Annotated in this window: 19 protein-coding genes; 4 read left to right on the top strand and 15 right to left on the bottom strand. The window is 68.5% G+C overall.

All coding sequences use genetic code 11. The annotated features are described in order from the left end of the window. Positions 1–26: 26 nt before the first annotated feature. From hpaE to JHD82_RS05790, 7 genes are all read right to left on the bottom strand, one after another. A complete protein-coding gene (gene hpaE, locus JHD82_RS05820) occupies positions 27–1484 on the bottom strand; it encodes a 5-carboxymethyl-2-hydroxymuconate semialdehyde dehydrogenase (RefSeq protein WP_061287518.1) in 1458 nt (485 codons plus the stop codon). Between the two features lie 27 nt (positions 1485–1511). After that, on the bottom strand, positions 1512–2273 hold the full coding sequence (locus JHD82_RS05815; protein ID WP_199135694.1) for a fumarylacetoacetate hydrolase family protein: 762 nt from the start codon (positions 2271–2273) through the stop codon (positions 1512–1514). Further along, complete coding sequence (locus JHD82_RS05810) at positions 2270–2950, bottom strand: fumarylacetoacetate hydrolase family protein (protein ID WP_199135693.1); 681 nt, start codon at positions 2948–2950, stop codon at positions 2270–2272. Before JHD82_RS05810 ends, JHD82_RS05815 begins: the two co-directional genes overlap by 4 nt. Before the next feature lie 153 nt (positions 2951–3103). Next, positions 3104–6775 carry a fibronectin type III domain-containing protein gene (locus JHD82_RS05805; RefSeq protein ID WP_233174636.1) on the bottom strand — a complete coding sequence of 1224 codons (3672 nt, stop codon included), beginning with the start codon at positions 6773–6775 and terminating at the stop codon, positions 3104–3106. A 209-nt stretch (positions 6776–6984) separates the two neighbouring features. Next, entirely contained in the window at positions 6985–7407 is a 423-nt protein-coding gene (locus tag JHD82_RS05800) for a universal stress protein (RefSeq protein WP_012202049.1), read from the bottom strand. Between the two features lie 63 nt (positions 7408–7470). Further along, positions 7471–8370, bottom strand: coding sequence for a metallophosphoesterase (locus JHD82_RS05795; RefSeq protein ID WP_199135691.1), 900 nt, complete (start codon positions 8368–8370; stop codon positions 7471–7473). A 48-nt stretch (positions 8371–8418) separates the two neighbouring features. Then, positions 8419–9378 (bottom strand): LysR family transcriptional regulator, encoded by a 960-nt coding sequence (locus tag JHD82_RS05790; protein WP_013800015.1) that lies wholly within the window; start codon positions 9376–9378, stop codon positions 8419–8421. A gap of 141 nt (positions 9379–9519) precedes the next feature. Here JHD82_RS05790 and JHD82_RS05785 point away from each other — a divergent pair, with 141 nt between their 5' ends. Then, complete coding sequence (locus tag JHD82_RS05785; protein ID WP_012202052.1) at positions 9520–9939, top strand: hypothetical protein; 420 nt, start codon at positions 9520–9522, stop codon at positions 9937–9939. Between the two features lie 294 nt (positions 9940–10233). Here the strand turns inward: JHD82_RS05785 and JHD82_RS05780 are convergent, their stop codons facing one another. The 3 genes from JHD82_RS05780 to JHD82_RS05770 all read right to left on the bottom strand — a co-directional run bounded on the left by JHD82_RS05780 (position 10234) and on the right by JHD82_RS05770 (position 13867). Then, on the bottom strand, positions 10234–12099 hold the full coding sequence (locus JHD82_RS05780; RefSeq protein ID WP_063327825.1) for a phosphoenolpyruvate carboxykinase (GTP): 1866 nt from the start codon (positions 12097–12099) through the stop codon (positions 10234–10236). 325 nt (positions 12100–12424) lie between these two features. After that, positions 12425–12577, bottom strand: a complete 153-nt coding sequence (locus JHD82_RS05775) for a hypothetical protein (protein WP_012202054.1) — start codon at positions 12575–12577, stop codon at positions 12425–12427. A gap of 90 nt (positions 12578–12667) precedes the next feature. Further along, positions 12668–13867: a threonine ammonia-lyase gene (locus JHD82_RS05770; RefSeq protein ID WP_043780198.1), complete on the bottom strand. Its 1200-nt coding sequence runs from the start codon at positions 13865–13867 to the stop codon at positions 12668–12670. A 135-nt stretch (positions 13868–14002) separates the two neighbouring features. Between JHD82_RS05770 and JHD82_RS05765 the strand changes: the two genes are divergently transcribed. Both JHD82_RS05765 and JHD82_RS05760 read left to right on the top strand, forming a co-directional pair. Next, on the top strand, positions 14003–15031 hold the full coding sequence (locus tag JHD82_RS05765; protein ID WP_199135690.1) for an AraC family transcriptional regulator: 1029 nt from the start codon (positions 14003–14005) through the stop codon (positions 15029–15031). Between the two features lie 138 nt (positions 15032–15169). Continuing rightward, entirely contained in the window at positions 15170–16285 is a 1116-nt protein-coding gene (locus JHD82_RS05760) for a siderophore-interacting protein (protein ID WP_199135689.1), read from the top strand. Positions 16286–16326: 41 nt separating this feature from the next. Here JHD82_RS05760 and JHD82_RS05755 read toward each other — a convergent pair whose 3' ends face one another. Together JHD82_RS05755 and JHD82_RS05750 are read right to left on the bottom strand one after the other, a co-directional pair. Beyond that, entirely contained in the window at positions 16327–17847 is a 1521-nt protein-coding gene (locus tag JHD82_RS05755) for a class I adenylate-forming enzyme family protein (RefSeq protein WP_199135688.1), read from the bottom strand. A 45-nt stretch (positions 17848–17892) separates the two neighbouring features. Beyond that, positions 17893–19587, bottom strand: a complete 1695-nt coding sequence (locus tag JHD82_RS05750) for an acyl-CoA dehydrogenase family protein (protein ID WP_199135687.1) — start codon at positions 19585–19587, stop codon at positions 17893–17895. A 45-nt stretch (positions 19588–19632) separates the two neighbouring features. On the opposite strand from JHD82_RS05750, the gene JHD82_RS05745 reads away from it, so the two are divergent. Beyond that, a complete protein-coding gene (locus tag JHD82_RS05745) occupies positions 19633–20292 on the top strand; it encodes a TetR/AcrR family transcriptional regulator (RefSeq protein ID WP_043780208.1) in 660 nt (219 codons plus the stop codon). Between the two features lie 42 nt (positions 20293–20334). On the opposite strand, the gene JHD82_RS05740 is transcribed toward JHD82_RS05745, so the two are convergent. From JHD82_RS05740 to JHD82_RS05730, 3 genes are all read right to left on the bottom strand, one after another. Then, on the bottom strand, positions 20335–21513 hold the full coding sequence (locus tag JHD82_RS05740; RefSeq protein WP_199135686.1) for a cell wall metabolism sensor histidine kinase WalK: 1179 nt from the start codon (positions 21511–21513) through the stop codon (positions 20335–20337). After that, a complete protein-coding gene (locus tag JHD82_RS05735; protein ID WP_012202062.1) occupies positions 21498–22223 on the bottom strand; it encodes a response regulator in 726 nt (241 codons plus the stop codon). Before JHD82_RS05735 ends, JHD82_RS05740 begins: the two co-directional genes overlap by 16 nt. A gap of 133 nt (positions 22224–22356) precedes the next feature. Then, complete coding sequence (locus tag JHD82_RS05730) at positions 22357–23361, bottom strand: fimbrial protein (protein WP_199135685.1); 1005 nt, start codon at positions 23359–23361, stop codon at positions 22357–22359. Positions 23362–23659: the final 298 nt, after the last annotated feature.

Raw genomic sequence — 23659 nt, 5'->3', positions numbered from 1 at the left:
CTTTGTCGTTGTCGCTGGTCGCCCGTTCAGACGCCCCAGTGCGGGATATGGTGCGAGCCCAGCGAGACGGCCACGTTCTTGGGCTCGCAGAAGACTTCGTAGCTCCAGCTGCCGCCCTCGCGGCCCGTGCCCGAGGCCTTGGTGCCGCCGAAGGGCTGGCGCAGGTCACGCACGTTCTGGCTGTTGACGAAGCACATGCCGGCCTCGATGGCGGCGGCCACGCGGTGGGCGCGGCCCACGCTCTCGGTCCAGACGTAGCTGGACAGGCCGTACTGGATGTCGTTGGCCAGGCGCACGGCCTCGGCCTCGTCGCTGAAGGGGATGATGCAGGCCACGGGGCCGAAGATCTCGTCCTGGGCGATCTGCATGCGGTTGTCCACGTCGGCAAACACCGTGGGCAGCACGTAGTTGCCCTTGCGCACGCGCTCGGACAGCACGGGCGCATCCAGGCCGCCGCACAGCATGCTGGCGCCTTCCTTCTGGCCCAGTTCGATGTAGTGGCGCACCTTGGCCAGGTGGCTGGCGCTGATCATGGGGCCGACGATGGTGGATTCGTCCAGCGGGTCGCCCACGGTGATCTTCCTGGCGCGCTCCACGAAGCGGTCCACGAACTTCGCGTAGATGCCCTTTTGCACCAGGATGCGGCTGCCGGCCGTGCAGCGCTCGCCGTTGTTGGAGAAGATCATGAACACGGCCGCATCCAGCGCGCGCTCGAAGTCGGCGTCGTCAAAGATCACGAAGGGGCTCTTGCCGCCCAGCTCCATGCTGAACTTCTTGAGGCCGGCGGCCTGCACGATGCGGTTGCCGGTCTGGGTCGAGCCCGTGAACGAGACTGCGCGCACATCGCGGTGGCGCACCAGGGGCTCGCCCGCGTCCTTGCCGTAGCCGTGCACCAGGTTGAGCACGCCGGGCGGAATGCCGGCCTCCAGCGCCAGCTCGCCCAGGCGCGCGGCCGTCATGGGCGACAGCTCGCTCATCTTGAGCACGGCCGTGTTGCCGAAGGCCAGGCAGGGCGCCACCTTCCAGGTGGCCGTCATGAAGGGCACGTTCCAGGGCGAGATCAGCGCGCACACGCCCACGGGGTGGAACAGGGTGTAGTTCAGGTGCGTGGGCGTGGGATAGGTGTGGCCGTCCACGCGCGTGCACATCTCGGCAAAGTAGTAGAAGTTGTCGGCCGCGCGCGGCACCAGCTGCTTGCCCGTCTGGGCGATGACCTGGCCGCAGTCGTTGGTCTCGGTCTGCGCGATCTCGGGCACATGGCGGGCGATCAGGTCGCCCAGCTTGCGCACGAGCTTGGCGCGTTCGGTGGCGGGCGTGTTGGCCCATTTCGGGAAGGCGTTCTTTGCGGCGGCGACGGCGGCCTGCACCTCGGCCTCGCCGCCTGCGGCGACCTCGGCCAGCACCTCCTGGGTGGCGGGGTTGACGGTCTCGAAATAGTCCTTGCCGGCGACGGCCTTGCCGTCGATCAGGTGGTCAATGCGCATGGGGATTCCTTGGCGTGTGCGATGGGTTCAGGAGGCGGCCGGCGCGTCGCCGACGATGGTGTTGACCAGGCGGCCCAGGCCTTCGATCTCGGTGACGATCTCGTCGCCCACGCGGGAGTCGGCCACGCCGTCGGGCGTGCCGGTGAGGATGAGATCGCCGGGGTTCAGGGTCATGAAGCCCGACAGGTGGGCGATCAGCGAGGGGATGTCATGCACCATGTCGCGCGTGCTGCCGTCCTGCTTGAGCTCGCCGTTGACCCAGCTGCGCAGGCGCAGATTCATGGGGTCGGGCACATCGGCTGCATCGACGAACCACGGGCCCACGGGCGTGGCGCCGTCGCGGTTTTTCACGCGCAGGTTGGGCCGGTAGAAGTTCTCCAGGTAGTCGCGTATGGCGTAGTCGTTGGCCGTGCAGTAGCCGGCGACCACGCCGTAGGCGTCTTCGCGGCGCACGTTGCGGCAGGTCTTGCCTATGACCACGCCCAGCTCGCACTCGAAGTGCATGTAGGCCACGTCGGCGGGCCGGTACGTGCGGCCGTGGTGGCCGTTCAGCGTGTTCGGGCCCTTGAGGAAGACCAGCGGCTCCTCGGGCGCCTTGTTGAAGGCGATTTCCTTGGCATGGTCCGCATAGTTCAGGCCCAGCGCGAAGACGGTGCCGAACTGCAGCGGCGGCAGCCACTGCACGGCGGTCTCCGCCACCAGGCGGCCATTGGGCAACTGCACCTGTCCGTGCGGGCCTTCGGTGACCTGCAGGGTCTGCCCTTCGAAGATGACGCGTCCGTGCTTCATGCTGCTGCTCCCTGTTCTGCCACCACCGAATGCGTGAGCCGGCCCAGGCCGGGCACCTCGATGACCACGCGGTCCCCGGGCCGCGCCAGCGGCGCGCCTTCGCCCGGGCCCAGCAGCAGCACGTCGCCGGGCGACAGCGTCATGAATTCGGTCACGTCGGCCAGCAGCCTTGCGGGCGGGCGCACCAGGTCGGCAAAGCCGCGCTGCCAGACCTGTTCACCATTGATGGACACCGTGAGCGTGGCCGCCTGTGCGTCAAAGCCTGTGGCGCGAACGAGGGTGCCCAGCGGGCAGAAACCGTCGCGGCAGCGCTGGCGGATGGCGGGGCGGTAGTAGTTCTCGTGCGGCAGCGTGAGGTCGCTGGCGATCAGCCAGCCGGCCACATGGTCCATAGCCGTTGCTTCGCTGACGCGCGTGGCGCTGCGGCCGATCACCAGGCCGATGCTGGCATCGACGCGGACCTCGCCCGGATCGGCCGGCAGGGCCACCGCAGCGCCGTCGCGCGCCCAGGTGTTGCGTGGCTTGAGATAGAGCACGGGGGCGCGCGGAGCGGCCTTGTAGGGCGCGCTGTCGAACTGCGGCGACAGGCGCTGCACGGTGGCCTGCTGGTTGAGCAGCGTGCCGTAGACCGTGCCCAGCGCAAGGCCGTCATCCAGGAGAAAGGGCTGAATCTGCATGGTGTGGATTTAGTTAACGTGGTAATTATTGTTTTTGCAACAAGCCCCGTCAACACGGTGGATTCAGGGTTTTCCCAGGCCGCAGCAAAAAGCCCCTGCGCGGCGAACCGTGCAGGGGCTTGAAGGGGGTACCGGGCGCTGCTGGTGCTGGCGTCAGCCGCGGCGGCGGCGCAGTGCGGCCATGCCGCCCAAGGCCAGCGCCAGCAGCGCCTGGGCCAGTGTGGACAGGCCGGGCACGGGGGTGGCCGTGGCGCCGGGCGGCAGGGCCGCAGGCGCGGCCACCGCCACGGGGTCCACGATGACGCCGTTGACGGCCAGGTCGCTGTCTCCCGTCTGCCCGTCGGTGATGTCGAAGCTCACCGAGCGGCGGTCGGGTGCGAAGCGGTAGGCCGACGCGGCCAGTTCATACCAGTGCGCCGTGGGCGTGGCGGCCGTGGGGCCGTACTTCCAGAGCGTGGCCTGGGCGGGTGCGGCTTCAGGCAGGTCCATGCGGATGGTGGCCATGGAGCCCGGCGTGCCGCCCATGAGCACGAAGCTCAGGCTGCCGTAGGGCATGCGCAGGTTGCCCGGCAGCGGGCTTTGCGAGGGCGCAGGCTGAAAGCCTGCCGAGTTCGAGGCGAACTGCCACTGGTCTGCACCCACGTTGCCGGTGCCGTTGCTCACGCCCGCCGTATTGCTGCCCGTGCCGATCTGCGTGCCGATGAGCACGGGCTTGCTCAGCGCCAGCACAGCCGGCGCGCTGGCCGTGCCCGATGCCGGCAGGTTGACCGCATGCACGCGGTAGCTCACGGCAGGGTCCAGTCCGGTGAAGGACAGCGTGGCGGCCGTGCCGGCTGCGGTGCTGACCGTATTGCTGGCAGGGGCCGGCAGGCCGGCGGCATCCAGTCCGGCCATGACCTGTTCCCAACTGGGGACTGGTGCGTTGGCTGGGAGGGCCACGGCGCGCAGGCTGCCGCCCATGCTGGGGGTGGCCTGGACCACGGCCGATGTCTGGTCCACGGCCTGGGCGGTCAGGGCCACGGTGGACAGGGCGGGCACCGCCAGGCTGTCCAGGCGCGCCTTTTTCCAGGCGGCATAGGGCAGGTCCTTGGCCACGGTGCCATCGCCGTAGAAATCGGCATCGCCGCAGTCGCTGATGATGTCCACGCTGCCGCCTGCGTCCAGGCTGGCCGGCATGGCGCCTATGCCTTCGGCCGAGCAGGCGGTATTGGGCACGGTGATGGCGGCCAGGTCGGCAGCGCGCGGGCGCAGGTTCAGGGCCAGGCCTGCGCCGTTCACGCGGCCATCCCAGGAATAGAGCTGGAAGTTGCGCGGCGCGGTACCCGTGGCGCTGGCCGAGGGGCCGGCAATGATCAGGTACTCGCCGGCCGCGTTCTTGCGGATTTCGCGGATGCCGCGGCCGCCCAGGTCCAGGCGGATCGGCTGGCCCATGGTCGCGCTGCCCTTGCTGCCGCCATCGGCGGCAGGCAGGGCCGCGAAGTTGGTCACGGGCACGATCAGCGCATGCGTGCGGCCCGTGGTTTGGTCGGCCGTGACGGCCGGCGCGCCCGGTGCCGGCACCAGCGGCGCGCGAAAGCCCAGCCAGGCGGCGCCGTCGTCGGGGCTGGTGGACATGCCTTCGATGGAAAAGCCGCTCATTGTCTCGGCCTCGGGCGCCTTGGTGGCGCCGCCGTCCGAGCTGGCCACTAGGCCCAGGTAGTGGGCGGCAAGGCCGTCATGCGCGGCCGCGTCCCAGCTGCGCAGGTCCTCGCGCAGCCAGCGGTAGTAGCCTCGTGCGGTCAGCGCCGTGGAGGCGCCGGAGCCGGTCACATCCATCGCCGCCAGGCGCCAGCGGTCGGTGCGCGACTTGCCGCTCTTGTTGTTGGAGTGCGAGCCCGCCACGTACACGCGGCTGCCCAGGGCAAAGCTGGCCTCGATGTCCATTTCCTCGTCGCTCTTGCAACTGTCCAGGCCCGTGAGGCCGGCGCCGGTGCAGGCGGCGGCATCGGCTAGGCCCAGGGCGGTCCTGTCCAGCATCAGCGGCTTGATGGGCAGCCCGCCGGCGGGGCCATAGGCCGAGAAGGAGTTGCCGGCCGGCAGCGCATTGCCCGAGGCATCCTGGACAGGCGCCTCGTCGTCGCCCACCAGCATGGTGGCGGCATCGATGACGATGGCCGTCGATGCGTCCGAGCGCCCGGCCAGCCAGCGCGGGCTGGTGTTGGCGGCGGTGTTGGCCGAGGCCGCGTACTTGATGGTGCGGCTGACGGAGGCGCCGCCCGCGTTGGTCAGCGTGACGGTGATGTCGGCATAGCCCACGCCGGTGGGAGTGATCCTGAGCACGGCGTTGCCGGCCTGGTTGGACGCGGCCAGGCCGGCGTCGGCCACCACGGCCTGGTTGCTCGAACGCGCAGTGACCTGTACGCCGCCAGCGCCCCCCGCATCCTGCACCGTGAAGCCGATGCCTGCCGAGGCCAGCGGGTCGTTGGCGTCGCCGACCACGCCGGAAAACGCGGTCAGTTCGGGCAGCGAGGCCGTCGGCGGGGCCGAGGCCATGAAAGGCACGCTCACTGCAGCCGTGCTCCCGCCGAGGCCGTTGACGGCGCGCACGCGCAGCGTATAGCTGCCGGGCTGCAGGCCTTCCAGCGCCTGGCTGTTGCCCAGGGCCACGGCCGTGGAGGCTACCGATGCAAAGCTGTCCTGCGACAGCTCCACCACGTAGTAGGCTGCGCCCGGCACGGCGTCCCAGGCGGCCGTCACGCGGTTGCCGGCCGGGGTGGCCGCCAGGTTGGAGGGAGCGGCGGGCACGGTCGCCGGCACGGTCTCCAGCGGAGCCCAGGCCACGCCATAGAACACGCCGTCCTGCGGCGCGGCGATGGACTCGGCCGTGCCCGACAGCGTGCCGGCGTAGCCGCCGTGATCGAAGGCGCGGTACAGGCGGCCCGTGGTGTCGGTGGCCATCAGCATCACATTGCCGCCGCCGGTATCGAAGGCGGCCAGGCCGTGGACCTTGGACAGGCCGGCAATGGAGCCAGCGGGCTGCCAGCTGGTGCCGTCCATCGAGAGGCGGAATTTCCGGATGGCGCCGGTATCGTTGTCCGCCACGTAGACGGTGTTCGCCAGGGCGGGGCCGCCATCGAGTTGCAGGAAGGCGATGCCGCGGTAGGTGGAGGGCGTCAGGCCCGCCAGGGGCAGGGCCGTCTGGATGCCCGTGGTCGGCAAATTCGTGCCGATCTGGTTGAGCGAGCCGCCGTTGATGGCGGCGATCAACTGGCCGCCGGCGACCGCCAGGCCCTGGACATTGCTGCTGTTCAGTTGGGAGATGCCCGTGCCGTCGGCAGCCACGTGCCAGACGCCATTGTTGGCCGTGGCCGTGCCCTTGCCGCTGGCCCAGACGGCGCCGCAGTCGCTGCTGGCTGCACCGCGGATGGTGTCCTTGCTGAAAGCCGTGGTGCCAAGCGGGCGCAGGCTTTTCACGTCGGAGTCGAACCCCACCACGGCCACGGCGCGCTGGGCCGCCGCTGCCGTGACGCCGTTGGGCTCGGTGCCGCCGGTGGCCACGGCATAGCCGGGAACCACCAGACACAGGCCATTGTCCGAGCGGTTGAGCAGGCCTTCCGAGCCCTTGCTGCTGGCCGTCAGCGGCGTTGCACCGCCTGACAGCGGCAGCGATTGGACCAGGGTGCCGTCCACGCGGTACTCGTCCAGGTACACAGGCAGGGCGCCCGTGCCTGTGCCCACGCGGTAGGCCACCAGGTTGCCCGGGGTGAAGGGCGCGGACCATGCAGCGCCACACAGGGCCAGGCAGGCCGTTGCAATCGCCTTGTGCCGCCAATCCAAAGTATCCATGCGCATGCTCACCATCCCCTGTGTGACAAATCGCGCGACTGTAAAAGGCGGCTGTGACAGCCCGGTGACGGCAGGCCATGCACGACGGCGGCAAGCTGCCATGCAAAAAAGACGGCTCCCGCGCGGGAGCCGTCTTTGGTTCATTGCGCCGTGAAGCCTGCGCTTTGCTTTTTCTGGTTATGGGCGCCGCATGTCCACGGTGCAGCGGATCAGCGGATCAGCAGCACTGGCACCTGGCTGCCGGCCAGCACCTGGGTGCTGACCGAGCCCATGACCAGGCGGCCCAGCGCGCCATGGCCATGCGTGCCCATGACCAGCAGGTCGAACTTGCCTTCCTCGGCGGCCTTGATGATGGAGTCGGCGACCGGGCCCACCTTGCTCAGGCGCGTGGCCTGCACGCCGTGTTCGGCCAGGTAGCTGCACACGGGGTCCAGCACCTTGGTCGATTCCTCGGCGTAGTACTCGTCCACCACCTCCTTGCCCAGGGCGGCACGCGCGCGGGCCGGCAGCTGGGGCTGGACGGTGATGGCGCTGTAGCTGTGGGCGGAGCCCAGGATCTCGGGGTGCGAGGTCAGGTAGGCCAGCATCTTCTGGGTGTAGGGGCTGCCATCGACTGCGAGCAGGATGTTCATGAAAGTCCTCCTTTGGTATGGCCCAAGACTAAGCCCAAGCCGGGATGGAGTGCTTGATCCAGGTCAAGCGCGGACCGGCGCATCTGCCACCTCTGCCGCCCCTGCGGTCACGTGCACCGGCAACTCGATGGTAGAGCGCGGGAAAAAGCCCTCCTGCTCGCCCTTGCGTGCATAGCCCAGCGGGTTGGCCACCACGCGGCAGCGCCAGGCGCTGCCATCGTCGCGCAGGCCCTCGGCCACATAGTCGCTGGGCGAATGCAGGTGGCCGTGCAGCCACAGATCGGCAAAGGGCAGCAGGTCGTCGAGCACATTGCAAAAGCCGGCCGTGCCGGGCACCAAGCCATAGCGCGGATCGGCGCTGCGCAGGCTGGGCGCGAAGTGCGTGACGGCCACCGTGGGACCATCGAAAGGCCGGGCCAGCGCCTGGCGCAGCCATTGCTGGCAGACCAGCGACTGCTCGCGCATGGGCTCGGCCAGGAAGGGCTCGCCGCCGCGCGTGCCGCCGGTCTTGTGCAGGTAGAAGTTGGCGGCGCGGAAGGCCTTCTCGCGCAGCTTGAGCAGCCGGGCCAGATCGGTTACGCCTTCGTGCATGGACATGGCGTCGTAGTCGCTCCACAGCGTGGTGCCCACGAAGCGCACGCCGTCCAGCACGGCGGTCTCGCGCTCCAGCCAGACCATGCCCATGCGCTCGCAGGCGGCGCGCAGGCGGGCATGGGCGGCGTCGAAGTCCTGCATGTCGTACTCATGGTTGCCCGGCACGAAGATCACGGGGCAGGGCCAGCCCGCGTACTGGGGCAGGGGAGAGAAACGCTCCAGCCCGAAGTGCTCGCCTTGCAGCAGGCTGCCGCTTTGGTAGGAGCCTATGTCGCCGGCCAGCACCAGCACGTCGGCATCGGGTGCGGGCTCGGCGATGAAATGCGGATGGGCCTCGAGGTGCAGGTCGGACAGCAGCTGGATCTTCATGCGGCCAAGTGTAGAACCTGCGCTGGCGCGCGCCCCCGCAACACGCTCTCAGGTGTGCGGGAAGGTGGCTTCGGCCGAGCGCGTGAGCGTGCGCAGCAGCCATTCATAGGCCTGCGGGTGCTGGCCGCGCCGGCGCCACAGCGCGTCCACATGCACGGGCTGCACGTCGAAGGGCAGCTCGCGCAGCACCAGCTTGTCGGCCATGCCGGTCACGGGCACGAAGTGGCGCGGCAGGATGGTCAGCAGGTTGGAGTTCATGACCACGCGCCCGGCCGTGAAGAACTGGTTGACGGTGAGCACCACCTGGCGCGTGCGGCCCAGCGAGGCCAGGGCCTCGTCGATGAAGCCGAAGGAGCGGCCCGAGAAGCTCACCAGCATGTGGCGCGCCGCGCAGTAGTTGTCCAGCGTCAGCGGCACATCGGCCAGCGGATGGCCCTGGCGCATCACGCACAGGTACTCGCCTTCATACAGGCGCCGGCTGTCGAAGGCCACCAGGGCGCCCGACTGCGCGCGCGCCGTCAGGTCGGCCAGCGCGGCGGGGAAGTAGCCCACGGCCATGTCGGCCTCGCCGGCCTCCAGCAGGCCGCGCGGGTCGCGCGTGGTCAGCGGCAGCACGCGGATGCCCACGCCGGGCGCCTCGCGCTCCAGCAGGCTGAACATGGGCGGGATCAGCGTGGCGGCCGTGGCGTCGGCCATGGCCAGCACAAAAGTGGCGGTGGCGGTGGAAGGATGGAATTCGCCCGGCGTCAGCGTGTCCTGCAGCTGCTGCAGCGCCTCCCGGATCACGGGCCACAGCGCCAGCGCACGCGGCGTGGGCTCCACGCCCTGGCCCTGGCGCACCAGGAGCTCGTCGCCCAGGGCCTCGCGCAGGCGTCGCAGGGCGTTGCTCACGGCCGGCTGGGTGATGGCCAGCTTGTGGGCCGCCCGCGTCAGGCTGCGCTCTGCCATCACCTCGTCGAAGACGCGCAGCAGGTTCAGATCCAGTGTGCGGAAGTTCAGGGCAGACATGGCGGCGGGCGCTGAGTCATCACTGGCGTGAATGCTACAGATTCAAGATATAAATTTGAAGAGCTCTAGGGTAAACCCTATAGTTACACCTAGTCGCCCGCCACGCCGTCAAAAGCGGCTATTTAACTGGGTTTATCTGCCATGAGCAACTTCATTTACAACTCCTACTGTGTCGAGCACCCTGGTGTGGTGCATGTCTATCAAGCCGCCGATGACCGCAAGAGCGCTGCCAAGCGTTTCTCCGGCAAGCGTGGCGCCAGCGCCCTGCTGCTCGCTGCCCTGGTGGCCGCGCTGATGGTGGTGGTCAACGAGGTCGCCCACAACTGGACCGACGGCCACATGCTGGGCGCCTGGGTGGTGCTGTGGGTTGCCGCCTTCATGGGCCTGGCCCTGTTCTCCGCTCCCGCCCGCCGCGCTGCCATGACGGCCCGCGCCGGCTACCGCGCCTGGACCGAGAGCCGCCAGCAGGCTGCCGCCGACGAGCGCATCTGGAATGCCGCCCTGCAGGACGCCCGCCTGATGGCCGACCTGGCCCGCGCCATGGATAGGCAAGGCAACTGATCTCTGCCTGGGGCGCCTTGCGGCGCTCCTCCAAAAAAAGCCGCTGCCCACAAGGCGCGGCTTTTTTGTTGTCTGGGGGCGTCGTTGAAACGCCACAAAAAAAGCCTCGCACTGCGAGGCTTTTTCCATGGGTCGAGAGCTACTCAGGGACTCATTGTTCTGTGCATCTTCCACAGTCCATGAAACTGGCGCTGCCCAAAGCAAGGGGCACCGAGGAAGGGTCGCCCCGCACCGAGGGTGCCGTCCCCCCCGCGAAGCGAGAGGGGGAAGCGGCGTAGCCGCTCAGGGGGAGCTTTATGTCCCCAGGCGCTTTTCCAGTTCGGCCTTGGTCACCAGCAGCTCCTGGGGCAGCTTGTGGGCCAGCTTGTCGAAGTGCTCGGTGTGCAGCTGCATTTCCTCGGCCCAGGCGGCCTTGTCAATGCTGGTCACGCTGGCGAACTGGTCTGCGGAGAAGTCCAGGCCGGTCCAGTTGATCTCGGCGTACTGGGGCGCAATGCCGAAGGCTGTCTGCTCGCCCTGTGCCTGGCCTTCGAGGCGGTCGATCATCCACTTCAGCACGCGCATGTTCTCGCCGTAGCCGGGCCAGACGAACTTGCCGTCGGCGTTCTTGCGGAACCAGTTGGTGGTGAAGATCTTGGGCAGGACGGCGCCCTGGCCTTCGATCTTGGCGCCCAGCGTGAGCCAGTGCTGGAAGTAGTCGCTCATGTTGTAGCCGGCAAACGGCAGCATGGCGAAGGGGTCGCGGCGCACCACGCCCTGGGCGCCGAAGGCGGCGGCCGTGGTTTCCGAACCCATGGTGGCGGCCATGTAGACGCCTTCGGTCCAGTTGCGGGCCTCGGTCACCAGCGGCACGGTGGTGGAGCGGCGGCCGCCGAAGATGATGGCGTCGATCTTCACGCCCTTGGGATCGTCCCAGGCTTCGTCCAGCGCGGGGTTGTTGGTCGCGGCCACGGTGAAGCGGGCGTTGGGGTGGGCGGCCTTGGCGCCGGTCTCGCGGGCGATCTGGGGCGTCCAGTCCTTGCCTTGCCAGTCGATCAGGTGGTCGGGCTGCTTGCCGGTGTCCTTGTCCATGCCTTCCCACCACACGTCGTTGTCATCGGTCAGCGCGACGTTCGTGAAGATCACGTTCTTGTCGAGGCTGGCCATGCAGTTGGGGTTGGTGTGGTAGTTCGTGCCCGGGGCCACGCCGAAGTAGCCGGCTTCGGGGTTGATGGCGCGCAGCGAGCCGTCGGCCTGGGGCTTGATCCAGGCGATGTCGTCGCCGATGGTGGTGACCTTCCAGCCTTCGAAGACCTTGGGCGGCACCAGCATCGAGAAATTGGTCTTGCCGCAGGCGCTGGGGAAGGCCGCAGCCACGTGGTACTTCTTGCCCTGGGGGTTGGTCACGCCCAGGATGAGCATGTGCTCGGCCAGCCAGCCCTGGTCGCGGCCCATGGTGGAGGCGATGCGCAGCGCAAAGCACTTCTTGCCCAGCAGGGCGTTGCCGCCGTAGCCCGAGCCATAGCTCCAGATTTCGCGCGTCTCGGGGTAGTGGACGATGTACTTGGTCTTGTTGCAGGGCCAGCTGGTCTGGTCCTTCTCGCCTTCGGCCAGGGGCGCGCCCACGGTGTGCACGCAGGGAACGAACTCGCCTTCCACGCCGATCACGTCATACACGGCACGGCCCATGCGGGTCATGATCTTCATGTTGACGGCTACATAGGCGCTGTCGGACAGCTCCACGCCCACGTGGGCGATGGGCGAGCCCAGCGGGCCCATGGAGAAGGGCACCACATACATGGTGCGGCCGGCCATGCAGCCGTCGAACAGCGGCTGCAGCGTGGCGCGCATCTCGTTCGGGGCCATCCAGTTGTTGGTCGGGCCCGCATCTTCCTTGTTGGCCGAGCAGATGTAGGTGCGGTCCTCGACGCGTGCCACGTCGGACGGGTCGGACCAGGCCAGGTAGCTGCCGGGGCGCTTGACGGGATCGAGCTTCTTGAAGGTGCCGGCATCGACGAGCTGCTGGCACAGCTGCTCGTACTCTTCCTGGGAGCCGTCGCACCAGTGGATCCGGGCGGGCTTGCACAGTGCGGCCATCTCGGCCACCCAGGCGATCAGGCGGCTGTTCTTGACGTAGGCAGGGGCCTGGATGTTCAGGCCTTGCATGACGGGTGCGTTCATCGCGGAGCTTCCTTCAATTGAAAAAACCAGTTTTTCAAAGGGGACGCGCCTGTTGCCGCGCCAACTTTGAGAAACGGGCTCTCGTTCAGTCGGCGCGCGAAGGAAGCTCTTCTCGGGGCGGCGAGGCGGCGCTGGCGGAAGCTGGCGGCGCACCGGCTGGGGATTCGATTCTAGGGAGCGGTCACGAATTTGTCAGCAAACGAATGGCAAAAACTATGCATTCTATGCATCAAAGTATGCAATATGGATGTTTGATTTGCCTGCCGAACAGGCAAGCAAAAAGCCCCGCAGGGCGGGGCTTTTGACGGGGGAAGGCAAGGCTTGGTCAGGCCATGTTCACCGCAATGAAGGCCAGCAGGAACATCATCACGGCACCGGCCAGCGGCAGGATGACGGGGATGTAGGGCACGACGGCCTCCGTGGCGTCGTCGGTGGCCGTGGCTTCGGTGGCGTGGTTCGCGGCGGGATCATGCGACATGCGGTGCGCTCCTGGCTGCAGTGGGGTTCGGACCATTCTAGGCAGTGTCGGCGGCACGCGCGTCTGGGGAAAGCCATGACGCGCGCGGTATCACGCCGCATTGACCTGCATGCCTTCCGCCTGCAGGGCAGCGATGACCTCTTCGATGTGGGCCTTGTTGCGGGTCTGCAGCACCAGCTCGATCTCCACGCTCTGCGCGGCCAGCATGGTGAAGGCGCGCTGGTGGTGGACCTCCTCGATATTGGCCCCCGCCGCCGCCACCGTGGCCGTGATGCGCGCCAGCACGCCGGGCACGTCGCGTGCGCTGACCTTGATGCGCGCCAGCCGCCCGGAGCGCACCATGCCGCGCCCGATGATGGCCGCCAGCAGCAGCGGGTCGATGTTGCCGCCCGACAGGATCAGCCCCACCTTCTTGCCCGCGAAGTGCTGCGGATGGCGCAGCAGCGCGGCCAGGCCCGCGGCGCCCGCACCCTCGACCAGGGTCTTCTCGATCTCCAGCAGCATGAGCACGGCCTGCTCGATGTCGCCTTCATCGACCAGCAGCATGTCGTCCACCAGGCGCGATACGACTTCCTGCGTGATCGCGCCGGGCTGGGTGACGGCAATGCCCTCGGCGATGGTCGAGGTGCCCATGGGCAGCCCGGCCTGGCGCACGGCATTGAACATGGACGGAAAGCGCTGGGTCTGCACGCCGATGATCTCGATGCCCGGGTTCAGTCCCTTGGCGGCCGTGGCCACGCCCGCGATCAGGCCGCCGCCGCCGATGGCCACGATGAGCTGGTCCAGGTCGGGCTGCTCGGCCAGCATCTCCAGCGCCAGCGTGCCCTGGCCCGCCGCGATCTGCTCGTCGTCATAGGGGTGGACGAAGCACAGGCCCTGCTGCTCGGCCAGCGTGTAGGCATGCTGGCGCGCCTCGGCCAGGGAGTCGCCGTGCAGCACGATCTCCGCGCCGAAGCCGCGCGTGCGCTCCACCTTCACGCCCGGCGTGAAGCGCGGCATGACGATGACGGCACGCACGCCCAGGCGCTGCGCGTGGTAGGCCACGCCCTGGGCATGGTTGCCGGCGCTCATGGCGACCACGCCGCGTGCGCGCTCCTCGGGCGAGAGCTGGGCCAGCTTGTTGAGGGCGCCGCGTTCCTTGAACGAGGCGGTGAACTGCAGGTTCTCGAACTTGAGATAGACCTGCGCTCCCGTGATCTGGGACAGCGTGCGCGATTCCACGCAGGGCGTATCGAGCACGGCGCCGCGCAGGCGGTCGGCGGCGTTCTGGATGTCTTGGAGGCTGAGCATTACGCATTGTGGCGCACGGCGGCCCGGGCGCGCGGCAGGGCACGCCATGGATTCCCCGCAGAAAGCGCCGCACCGGCGCGATCTTTAAAATGAGAATCATTCTTGTCTTTGGGGCGCGCACCGCTCCGGCTGGCCATGGCTCTTTCCTCTGTCCAAACACCTGCACGCCCTCCACGCTGGCTGGGGCGGGGCACGCTGCGTGCCTGCGACTTCAGCGGTCCCGACTACCGCATCCTCGACGCCGAGGTCACGGCCGAGGACGCGCTGCTGGCCGGGCACCTGCAGTCCTGGCAGGTCCAGCCCGGCCTGTGGCTGCATGGCGTGGAGGCGCGCGACCTGCGCACCATGAGCACGCGTTCGCCGGCCGTGCCGGGGCTGCACCTGGTCGTGCTGCTGGAGGGCTGCGTGGACGTGGCCTTCGGCAGCCAGGGTCTGCAGATGCAGGTGGCGCCCGCCAGCCCGGCCGGTGCCCATGTGCAGGCCTGCGGCGCCGTCATCCATTCACGGCCCGGCGACATGTTCATGCGGCATTGGCGGCGCGGCAAGTTCGAGCGCAAGCTCAGCATCACCGTGCAGCCGCAATGGTTTGCCGCCCAGGCCCTGCCCATGGTCGCGCCACCGCTGCTGCGGCACTGGATGGAGCAGCAGTTGCTGGCCATACGACCCTGGCAGCCATCGCCGCGCGCCGTGGCGGTGGCCGAGCAGATCATCCAGCTGGCGCGCGAAGGCTCTGCCCCCTTGCTGCTGGCCAGCCGCACGCTGGAGCTGGTGCACGAGGGCGTGCAGGCGCTCGACGCGCCCGAGCCCGACCCGGCGCAGACCGTGCCGGGCGTGCTGGGCGTGCGCGAACACCGGCGCATGGCACGCCTCAAGGCCTTGCTGGACAGTGGCGGCGACGGCTGCCGCCCGCTGGCCGAAATCGCGCGCGAGGTCGGCCTGAGCGCCAGCGCCCTGCAGCGCCAGTTCCGCCTGGCCTACGGATCGAGCATCGACGGGTACCGGCGCGAGCAGCGGCTGGAACGCGCCTGGGCCGCGCTGGAGCAGACGGGCTGCAGCGTCTCCGAGGTCGCGCATGCGGCCGGCTATTCCAGCGCCGCCAATTTCTCCACGGCCTTCAAGCGCCGCTTTGGCATCTCTCCCAAGCTGGTGCGCGCCAGGCTCTGAGGGCCAGGGTCGCTGTATGGGCTATGGGCCTATGGGCTTATGGGCTTATGGGCGCGCTGCGCAAACGTCGGCGGGGCTGGCGCAAACCCCACGGGCGCCGGGCGATGCTGCAATCACCGAACGAAAGGACATCCGTCAATGACACAGCTGCAGGCACGCACTTCGGTGCGCATGGACAGGGCCGAGGAGGCCATCGCCGCCATCGTCGGGCACATGCAGGAGCACGACATCACCGTGCGCCGCGAAGGCTCGCGCTGGGTGGCCGACTACGAAGGCGGCCAGGGCCAGCTGTGGCTGGAGGGCCGGCAGGTCCATGCCGAGGTGGCGGCGCCCGGCGTGGAGCTGCTGCAGGACATGAAGCTCATGCTGGCCCACCTGCTGCTGGAGGCCACGGGCGCCGCCGACGGCTCCCTGGCCTGGGAGGGTGACGGCGCCGCGCTGCAGCGCCCGCCGGCCTTCCGCGAGCTGCGGGTGCTGGCCGTGCGCGATCTCACGCCGCACATGCGCCGCGTGCGCTTTGCCTGTGACGACATGGCGCGCTATGCGCAGGACACCAACATCCACGTCAAGCTGCTGTTCCCCCAGCCGGGCGTGGCCGAGCCCGAATGGCCCACGCTGTCGGCCAGCGGCCTGCTGCGCCTGCCCGAGGGTGACATGCGCCTGGACATGCGCACGTACACCATGCGTGCGATGGGAATGGCCCAAGACGGCGCCAACGGATGGATCGACGTGGACTTCGTGCTGCACGAGGACGCAGGCCCCGGGTCCGCCTGGGCCGCGCGCGCCCAGCCGGGCCAGCGCATCGGCATGACCGGCCCCGGCGGGCGCACGGCCACCCCGGCCGACTGGATGCTGCTGGCCGGCGACGACACCGGCCTGCCGGCCATGCTGCGCATTGCGGCCTCCCTGCCGGCGCACACGCGCGGCCATGTGTTTGCCGAAGTCCAGAGTCCGCAGGACGAGCAGCCCGTGCAGGTGCCCGAAGGCCTGCAATGGCACTGGCTGCACCGTGGCGCTGCCGAGGCCGGCACCACCACGCTGCTGATCGACGCGCTGCGCGCCGTGGAATGGCCCGTGCCTTCGCCCGGGGCCTCCCCCTCCAGCCGCTTCGTCTGGGCCGCTGGCGAATTCGACACCGCCCAGGCCGTGCGCCAGTGGGCGCGCGAGGAGCGCGGTCTGGAAAAGCACGAGCAGCTGGTCGTGGCCTATTGGCGGCGCGGCATGAGCGAGTCGGATTTCAAGGCCGCGAAGTAGGCCGCGGAGTAGGCCACGCAGCCACGCAGGAGGCCGGCACCTCAGGTGGCGCTGCGCTCCTGACGCAGCAGGAATTTCTGCAGCTTGCCTGTGGGCGTGCGCGGCAGGCTGGCCGCAAAGACGAATTCACGCGGGATCTTGTAGCGCGCCAGCCTGTCGGCCAGGAACTGCTGCAGTGCCTCGGTATCGGGCGCGGCCTCGCCGCGCGTCACCACGTGGGCGACGACGGTCTCGCCCCATTCGGCGTGGGGCCTGCCCACGACGGCGACGTCGGCGACCTGGGGATGGGCCGAGATCGCGTCCTCCACCTCCTTGGAATAAACGTTCTCGCCCCCCGTGATGACCATGTCCTTGGTCCGGTCCACGATGAAGAGATAGCCCGCGTCGTCCAGGCGCGCAAGATCGCCCGTGCGGTACCAGCCGCCCGGTGCGAAGGCGGCAGCCGTGGCCTGGGCGTCGTGCAGGTAGCCGTCCATCACGCTGCCGGTGCGCAGCCAGATCTCGCCGGTGTCGCCCGGGCCGGCATCCTCGCCGTCGTCGCGCACCACGCGCATGTCCACGCCGGGCAGGGCCACGCGGCCGATGGAGCCGGCCCGCTCCACCTGCTCCTCGGGGTAGAGCGTGGTGCCCGTGGGGCCGGTCTCGGTCATGCCGTAGACCTGGTAGAAGCGGTCGCTGCGGTAGGCCGTGGCCAGCTTGCGCGCCATGTCGGCGCCGATGGGGCCGCCGCCGTAGACCCAGGCGCGCACGCTGCTCAGGTCGTAGCGGGCAAAGTCGGGCAGCATCTGCAGCGGCGCAAAGTAGGAGACGGGGGCGCCGAAGTACAGCGTCACGCCCTCGTCCTGCACGGCCTGCAGGAAATGCTGCGGGTGGTACTCGCGCAGCAGCACCACGGTGCCGCCCATGTACAGCGTGCCGCCAAACCAGTTGTTGAGCGGCGAGGAATGCCAGATGGGCATGGCCATCAGCGTGCGTTCCTCGCGCGTGATGGACAGGCCCAGCGCGGCCGTGATCGCCGCCAGCGTGACGGCACGATGGCTCAGCAGGCAGCCCTTGGGTCGGCCCGTGGTGCCCGAGGTGTAGAGCACCTGGGCGATGTCGCCATCGGCGGGCCGCGTGCCTTCCATGGGCCTGGCGGCCGCCACCAGCGTGTCCCAGTCCTGGACACCCGGGACGGCCTCTTGCGCCTCGGTCACAAGGCGGGCGCAGGGGTGTGGCGCGGCCGCGACCACGGGTGCGAGTGCGGCGTCAAACACCAGGGCCTTGCACTGCGCGTGGTCGAGGATGTACTGCAGCTCGGGCGCCTGCAGCTTGTGGTTGACGGGCACCAGCGCGGCGCCCAGGCGCCAGGCGCCGAACAGGGCTTCGACAAAGCCCGGCGTGTTCAGGCACATCAGGGCCACGGTATCGCCTCGGCCCACGCCCTGGGCCTGGAGCACGGCGGCCGCGCGCTGCGAGCGCCGCTGCATGTCGGCATAGCTGATGGAGGCGCCGCGGTCGCGCAGAAAGGCCTTGGCGGGCGTCTTGCGCACGGCGCTGTCGAAGGCGTCGAGCAGGTTCATGTCTTGTCTCCTTGTGCTTTGTTGTGTGGTGGGCCGGCGGCCGCTTCAGGCGGGCAGCGCGCGCTGCACGATGGCGGCGATGTCCAGGCCTGCCGGGTCGAAGGCGCCCGCCACCATGGCGCCCTGCTGCGCCCCCAGGCGCGTGGCGATGAAGCCGTCGGCCATGGCGGGCGGCGCATGGCGGCGCAGCAGGCAGGCCTGGGCCAGCAGCACCAGGTCCTGCACCAGGCGGCGTGCCTGGGCCTCGAGCTGGTCAGGCGGGCCGGACAGGCGCCGTGCCAGCGATTGCGCCTGCTGCAGCAACGCGGGCTCGCCCGCTGCCGTGTCGATCAGGTCCTGCAGCAGCAGCTGCGCGCCGTCGGGCTCGCGCGAGATGGCACGCAGCACGTCCAGGCACATGACGTTGCCCGAGCCTTCCCAGATCGAGTTCACGGGCGCCTCGCGGAACAGGCGCGCCATCACGCCCGTGTCCACGTAGCCGTTGCCGCCCAGCACCTCCATGGCCTCGCCCGTCAGCTCCACGCCGCGCTTGCAGACCCAGAACTTGGCCGCTGGCGTCATGATGCGTTTCCAGGCCCGCTCCAGCGGATCGCCCTCGTCGCCTCCACGCTCATAGGCCTGGGCCAGGCGCATGGCGATCTGCAGCGCGGCCTCGCTTTCCAGCGCCAGATCGGCCAGCACGGTGCGCATCAGCGGCTGCTCGGCCAGCTGCTTGCCGAAGACGCTGCGCCGGCGCGCATAGGCCAGGGCCTGCACCGTGGCCGAGCGCAGGATGGCGGCGCTGCCCAGCACGCAGTTCAGGCGGGTGTAGGTGGCCATCTCGATAATGGTGGGAATGCCCCGGCCTTCCTCGCCCATCAGGATGCCCCAGGCGTCCTCGAACTCCACTTCGCTGCTGGAGTTGCTGCGGTTGCCCACCTTGTCCTTCAGGCGCTGCACGCGCACGGCATTCCTGCTGCCGTCCGGGCGCCAGCGCGGTACGTAGAAGCAGGCCTGCCCCCCGCCTTCCCCCATGCGCGCCACCACCAGGTGGGCATCGCACATGGGTGCCGAGAAGAACCACTTGTGGCCGCGCAGCAGGTACTCGCCGCCGCGCCCGCCGGCGTGCACCGGCATGGCCACCGTCGTGTTGGCGCGCACGTCGGAGCCGCCCTGCTTCTCGGTCATGCCCATGCCCAGCCACATCGATGCCTTGTCGCCCACGGGCAGGTCACGCGGATCGTATTCGTGGCTGAACAGCTTGCCCTGCAGCTGCTGCCACAGCGCCGGTTCCTTTTGCAGCAGCGGGATGGCGGCCGTGGTCATGGTGGCCGGGCACAGCGTGCCCTGTTCGACCTGGCCGTGCAGGTAAAAACCTGCGGCCCAGGCGCTCCAGCGGCCCGCGCTGCTGTCCTCGAAGGGCAGGGAGATCAGCCCCTGCTGCCGGTATAGTCCCAGCAGCGTGTGCCAGCTCGGGTGGAACTCCACGGCGTCGATGATGCGGCCGCGCGCGTCAAAGCGGTGCAGCTCGGGCGTGTGGCGGTTGGCATGCTCGGCCAATTCCCAGGTGGCGCGTTCGCCCAGCTGCTGCGCATAGCGCGACAGCGACGGAATGTGGCGCGCGGCGCCGTTGCGCTGAAGGGCCTCGGCCAGGGCAGGGTCGGCCTCCAGCAGGTTGAAGTCGGTGAGTTCGTCGACCTGGTTCAGGACGTCGTGCGTGTTCCAGGTGTGCCCTGTCTGCAATGTCTGGCCGGTGCTCATGCGTGTCTCCGTGATCGTTGGTCTCAACGCAAAAGTCTAGGAAAAATGCCCAGCAAAGGTGTTCGGGTTTCACGGCAGCAGCCGCAGCCGCCCAAAGTGCGGCGCCGCCCCCTGCAATCGCGCGCGCAGGCCACATCGCAGGCGCTGCAGGACGCCTTTGTTCGGCTTGTGATCGAGCAGGGCTACGAGCGCACCACGGTGCGCGAGGTGGCCGCCGTGGCCGGCGTGGGCCTGGGCACCTTCTATGAATACTTCGGCAACATGGACACGCTGGCGGCCATGTGCATCCACCGCCAGGTGCAGGCCCTGCACGCCCAGGGGCTGCAGACGCTGCAGGACAGTGCCGGCATGCCGCTGGCCACGCGCGTGGACCGCCTGCTGGACACCCTGGTCGACGGCATTGCGCGCGAGGCGCCGATGTGGGCCGCGCTGTTCATGCTGGAGCGCAAGGTGTCCGCGCCCGAGCCCTTCCGCCGCCACTACCAGGCCTATGTACAGCTGTGGGGCACGGCATTGCAGGACTGCGATCCGCCGCTGCCCGCGCCGGCCCAGCCCCTGGCACGGCTGCTGCACACGCTGACCTATGGCTGGGTGTCGCAGTCGCTGCTGGCGCTGGGGCCGCAGCAGACGCTGCAGCAGCTGCGCGCGCCGCTGGGCTGGGCCATCCATGCGCTGCTGCGCGAGGCGCAGGCCCCGTCCGCGTAGCGGACCCCGCAGCGGACCCCGGCGGCCTTCAGTGGCGCAGGATCAGACGCGCGGAAAGCGCAGCGTGAAGCGGGCACCGCCCTGCTCGGAGTCGTCGGCCTCCACGCTGCCGCCCTGGGAGACGGTCAGTGCCTTGACGATGGACAGGCCCAGGCCCGAGCCCTCGCGGCGGCGCTTGCCGGGCACCTGGGCAAAGCGCTGGAAGGGGTGTGCGCGCAGCTCGCTGGGCAGGCCGGGACCGGCATCGCTGATGCGCAGCACGACCCAGGCACGGCCTTCGATATCGGATTCCACCGTCAGCGCCACGCCCAGCCATGCGCCGCTGGCCGCATGGCGGATGGCGTTGCTGACGAGGTTGGAGAGGATCTGGCGCATGCGGTCGGCGTCGGCACGGATGTCGGCCATGCCGATGTCACTGGGCGCGGGCAGGTGCATCTCCAGCTGCATGCCATGCTGCAGGAGCTGGGGGTGCAGGTGGTCCAGCGTCTCGGCCACGAGTTCTGCCAGGTCCAGGCGCTGCTTTTGCAGCGACAGCTGGCCGGCATCGGCCATGGACAGCGTGTGCAGGTCGCCGACCAGCCGGCCCAGGTGCTCGACCTGGAACAGCAGCGTGTTCAGCTCGGTGTCGTCTGCGGCGATGACGCCGTCGCAGATGGCATGCAGGCGCGCCTGCAGCACGGTCAGCGGCGTGCGCAGCTCGTGCGAGATCGAGGCCGCCGTGGCGCGGCGCTCGGCCTCCAGCGTCTCCAGCGAATCGATCATGCGGTTGAAGGCCACCACCATCTCGGCCATCTCGCCATGGGCCTTGCCGGGCAGGGCGCGCGCGCTGAAGTCGCCCAGCTCCACGCGCTTGGCCACCTCGACCATGGACGCCAGGGGCCGCGTCACCAGGCGAGACACCCAGAAGCCCACGGCCAGCCCGAAGGGCAGGCACACCAGCAGGCCGATGACCAGGGACCATTTCTCGCCGAACAGCAGATCGCCCGTCCAGTACTGGCCGTAGATCTGCATGGCGCGCGGGCTGTCTTCCAGCGACTGCGCGTTGAGTTCGTCCAGCTCGATCTGCACGGCCGGCGGCAGGCTGCTGTAGAAGTCGCGGTACTGAATCTCGGAGAACACCAGCACGCCGATGGCCAGCAGGGCGATGGTGCTGAGCACGGTGGCCGTGATCCACAGGCCGAAGCGCACCCAGATGCGGTTGGGCCTCAGTCCCAGGGCCATAGCCGGTAGCCAATGCCGCGCACGGTCTCGATCAGGCCTTCCTGGCCGGCCAGCTGCAGCTTGCGGCGCAGCTTGGACAGATGGGAGTCGATGACGCGCTCCAGCGCATCGCTCTCGGGCAGGCAGTGCTCGATCAGGTGGGAGCGCGAGAAGCAGCGCCGGGGCTGGGCCGCCAGGCAGGCCAGCAGGCGGAATTCGGTCAGCGTCAGGGGCAGCGGCAGGGCGCGGCCCTCGTTGTCGTAGACCACGGCGCTGTGTGCCTCGGCGTCGATCTCGATGGGGCCCACGCGGATGGGCGCGGGCGCCGGGTTCTTGCGTGCCTGGGTGCGGCGCAGCACGGCGCGCACGCGGGCTACGACCTCGGGCGGATTGAAGGGCTTGACCACGTAGTCGTCGGCGCCCAGGCGCAGGGCCAGCAGCTTGTCCACATCGTCGGCCAGGGCCGTGACCATGATCACGGGCGTCTGGCTGTCATCGCGGATGGCGCGTAGCACGTCGATGCCGTCCATGCCGGGAAGGTGGATGTCCAGCAGCACCAGGTCGGGCCGCAGCAGGCGGAACAGCTGCAGCGCCTCCTGTCCGTCCGAGGCCATGCGCGAACGCAGCCCGTCCCGCTCGAGATAGGCCGTCAGGATGCTGGCGATGGCGGGCTCGTCTTCGACGACGAGCACGAGGGGGGTGGTTGCCGTTGGCTGTGCTGTGGAGTTCATGGGAAAGCTGGCAGGGCCAGGCACACATTATGGTGCGATACCCTGCGTGCCGCCGCCCCTCCATATTGGCTCCACGAAGTCTGCAATCGCGCGCAAGGCTGGCGCTGTTCATTTCCTGCGGGCCCATCAGCGGCTATTGGTAGCTCATCGTGAAGGTTGCCCTGCCATAGGCCATGCCAGGTGTCACGCTGCCGGCCGTCTGCACTAGGCGCGCGCTCAGCGGAATCTTCAGGCTGTTCTGCCCCTGTGCGACCTGGCCCGCATTCCATTGGTTGGCATTGCCCAGGCCGCCGGAGTCGGGGCCGAAGCTCACGGGCACGTTGTTTCTCAGTACCTGTATGCCGACACCCCGGGCCTTGGAATTTTGGGCCAGCGTCAGCGTGCTCGATCGATTGGTGGCCTGGGTGGCATCCGTCAGCGTGATGAAGGCGGTCAGGCGTGTATTGGCTTCGCCTCCCGCGCAGGTCAACTCGATGCTGAAGTCCTTGGCTGCCGTGACGGACCCGATTCCCTTGAAATCGGCGAACGGGGCGGGGGCCATGGTCACGTCGATCTTGCCCGTGGACACTCGGCAGGTCGGTGGCCTGGGGCGGCTGCTGACGTTGACGGTGATGCCACTTGAAAAGAATACCGTGGCCAGCAAGTCACGGGCATTGCTGGTCCCTGAGTAGATTCGTGCGAAGCTGCCATTCAGGGAACCGCCAGATGTGAGTTCTCCGGTTTTCACGAGCTCGAGGGTCATGTTGTTGCTTGGCAGTGAATGGAATATGCCCTGTTTCAGCATGGACCCTGAATAAGGCGCGGCTCTTTCCCATGTGATTTTCATGCCCAGGTTGGGGATGGCGGTGGAATATATTCCACCGCTTTCCGTTCCAATGCCTTCCAGATAATAGAAATCATTGTCGCAAGAAATGTGGTAGCTGCCGGCCCCGGTATTTTGCAAAGCCATTGTCCTGGAATAGACAACGCTGCCAATCGGATAATTTTCATTGACGATGGTGGGGGTGTTGGCTGAACCCGGAAACTGGGCATTCCAACCCTGGGAGGAACAACGGGCCCAGGATGAAATAGGGGCCATACAGAAAATCAAGAGGAGAGGCGTGGCCAATGCATGGCGCAAGATGGCTGTGAAAGACATGCTGTGAACTCCAGCCTGGAAGATATGGATCAATGCCTTGGGACAGGTGGCATAGGGCGCGATAACCGGCCAATGTACTGACCTGCATGCGGCCTTGGAATTGGAGCGTTCTGAAAATAAACTCGGAATCATCCGAGTCCGCTGTGATCGGGGCGTCCGCAACTGGCTCTCGCCCGGGTTGGGGCAGAGAGGCTCCCGCAAGGCGTCGCGTTCTCCATGTTTCCTCCATAAAGCCTGCAACCTCGCGCAAGCTTGGCCGCGTCCAATGGCTATCCGGGGACATGGTTCCCTGGCCTCG

The sequence above is a fragment of the Delftia sp. ASV31 genome (assembly GCF_016428765.1).
In the GTDB taxonomy this organism is placed as follows: domain Bacteria; phylum Pseudomonadota; class Gammaproteobacteria; order Burkholderiales; family Burkholderiaceae_C; genus Comamonas; species Comamonas acidovorans.
Note: the sequence above shows the minus strand (reverse complement) of the source record. Positions and strands in the feature narration are given on the sequence as shown.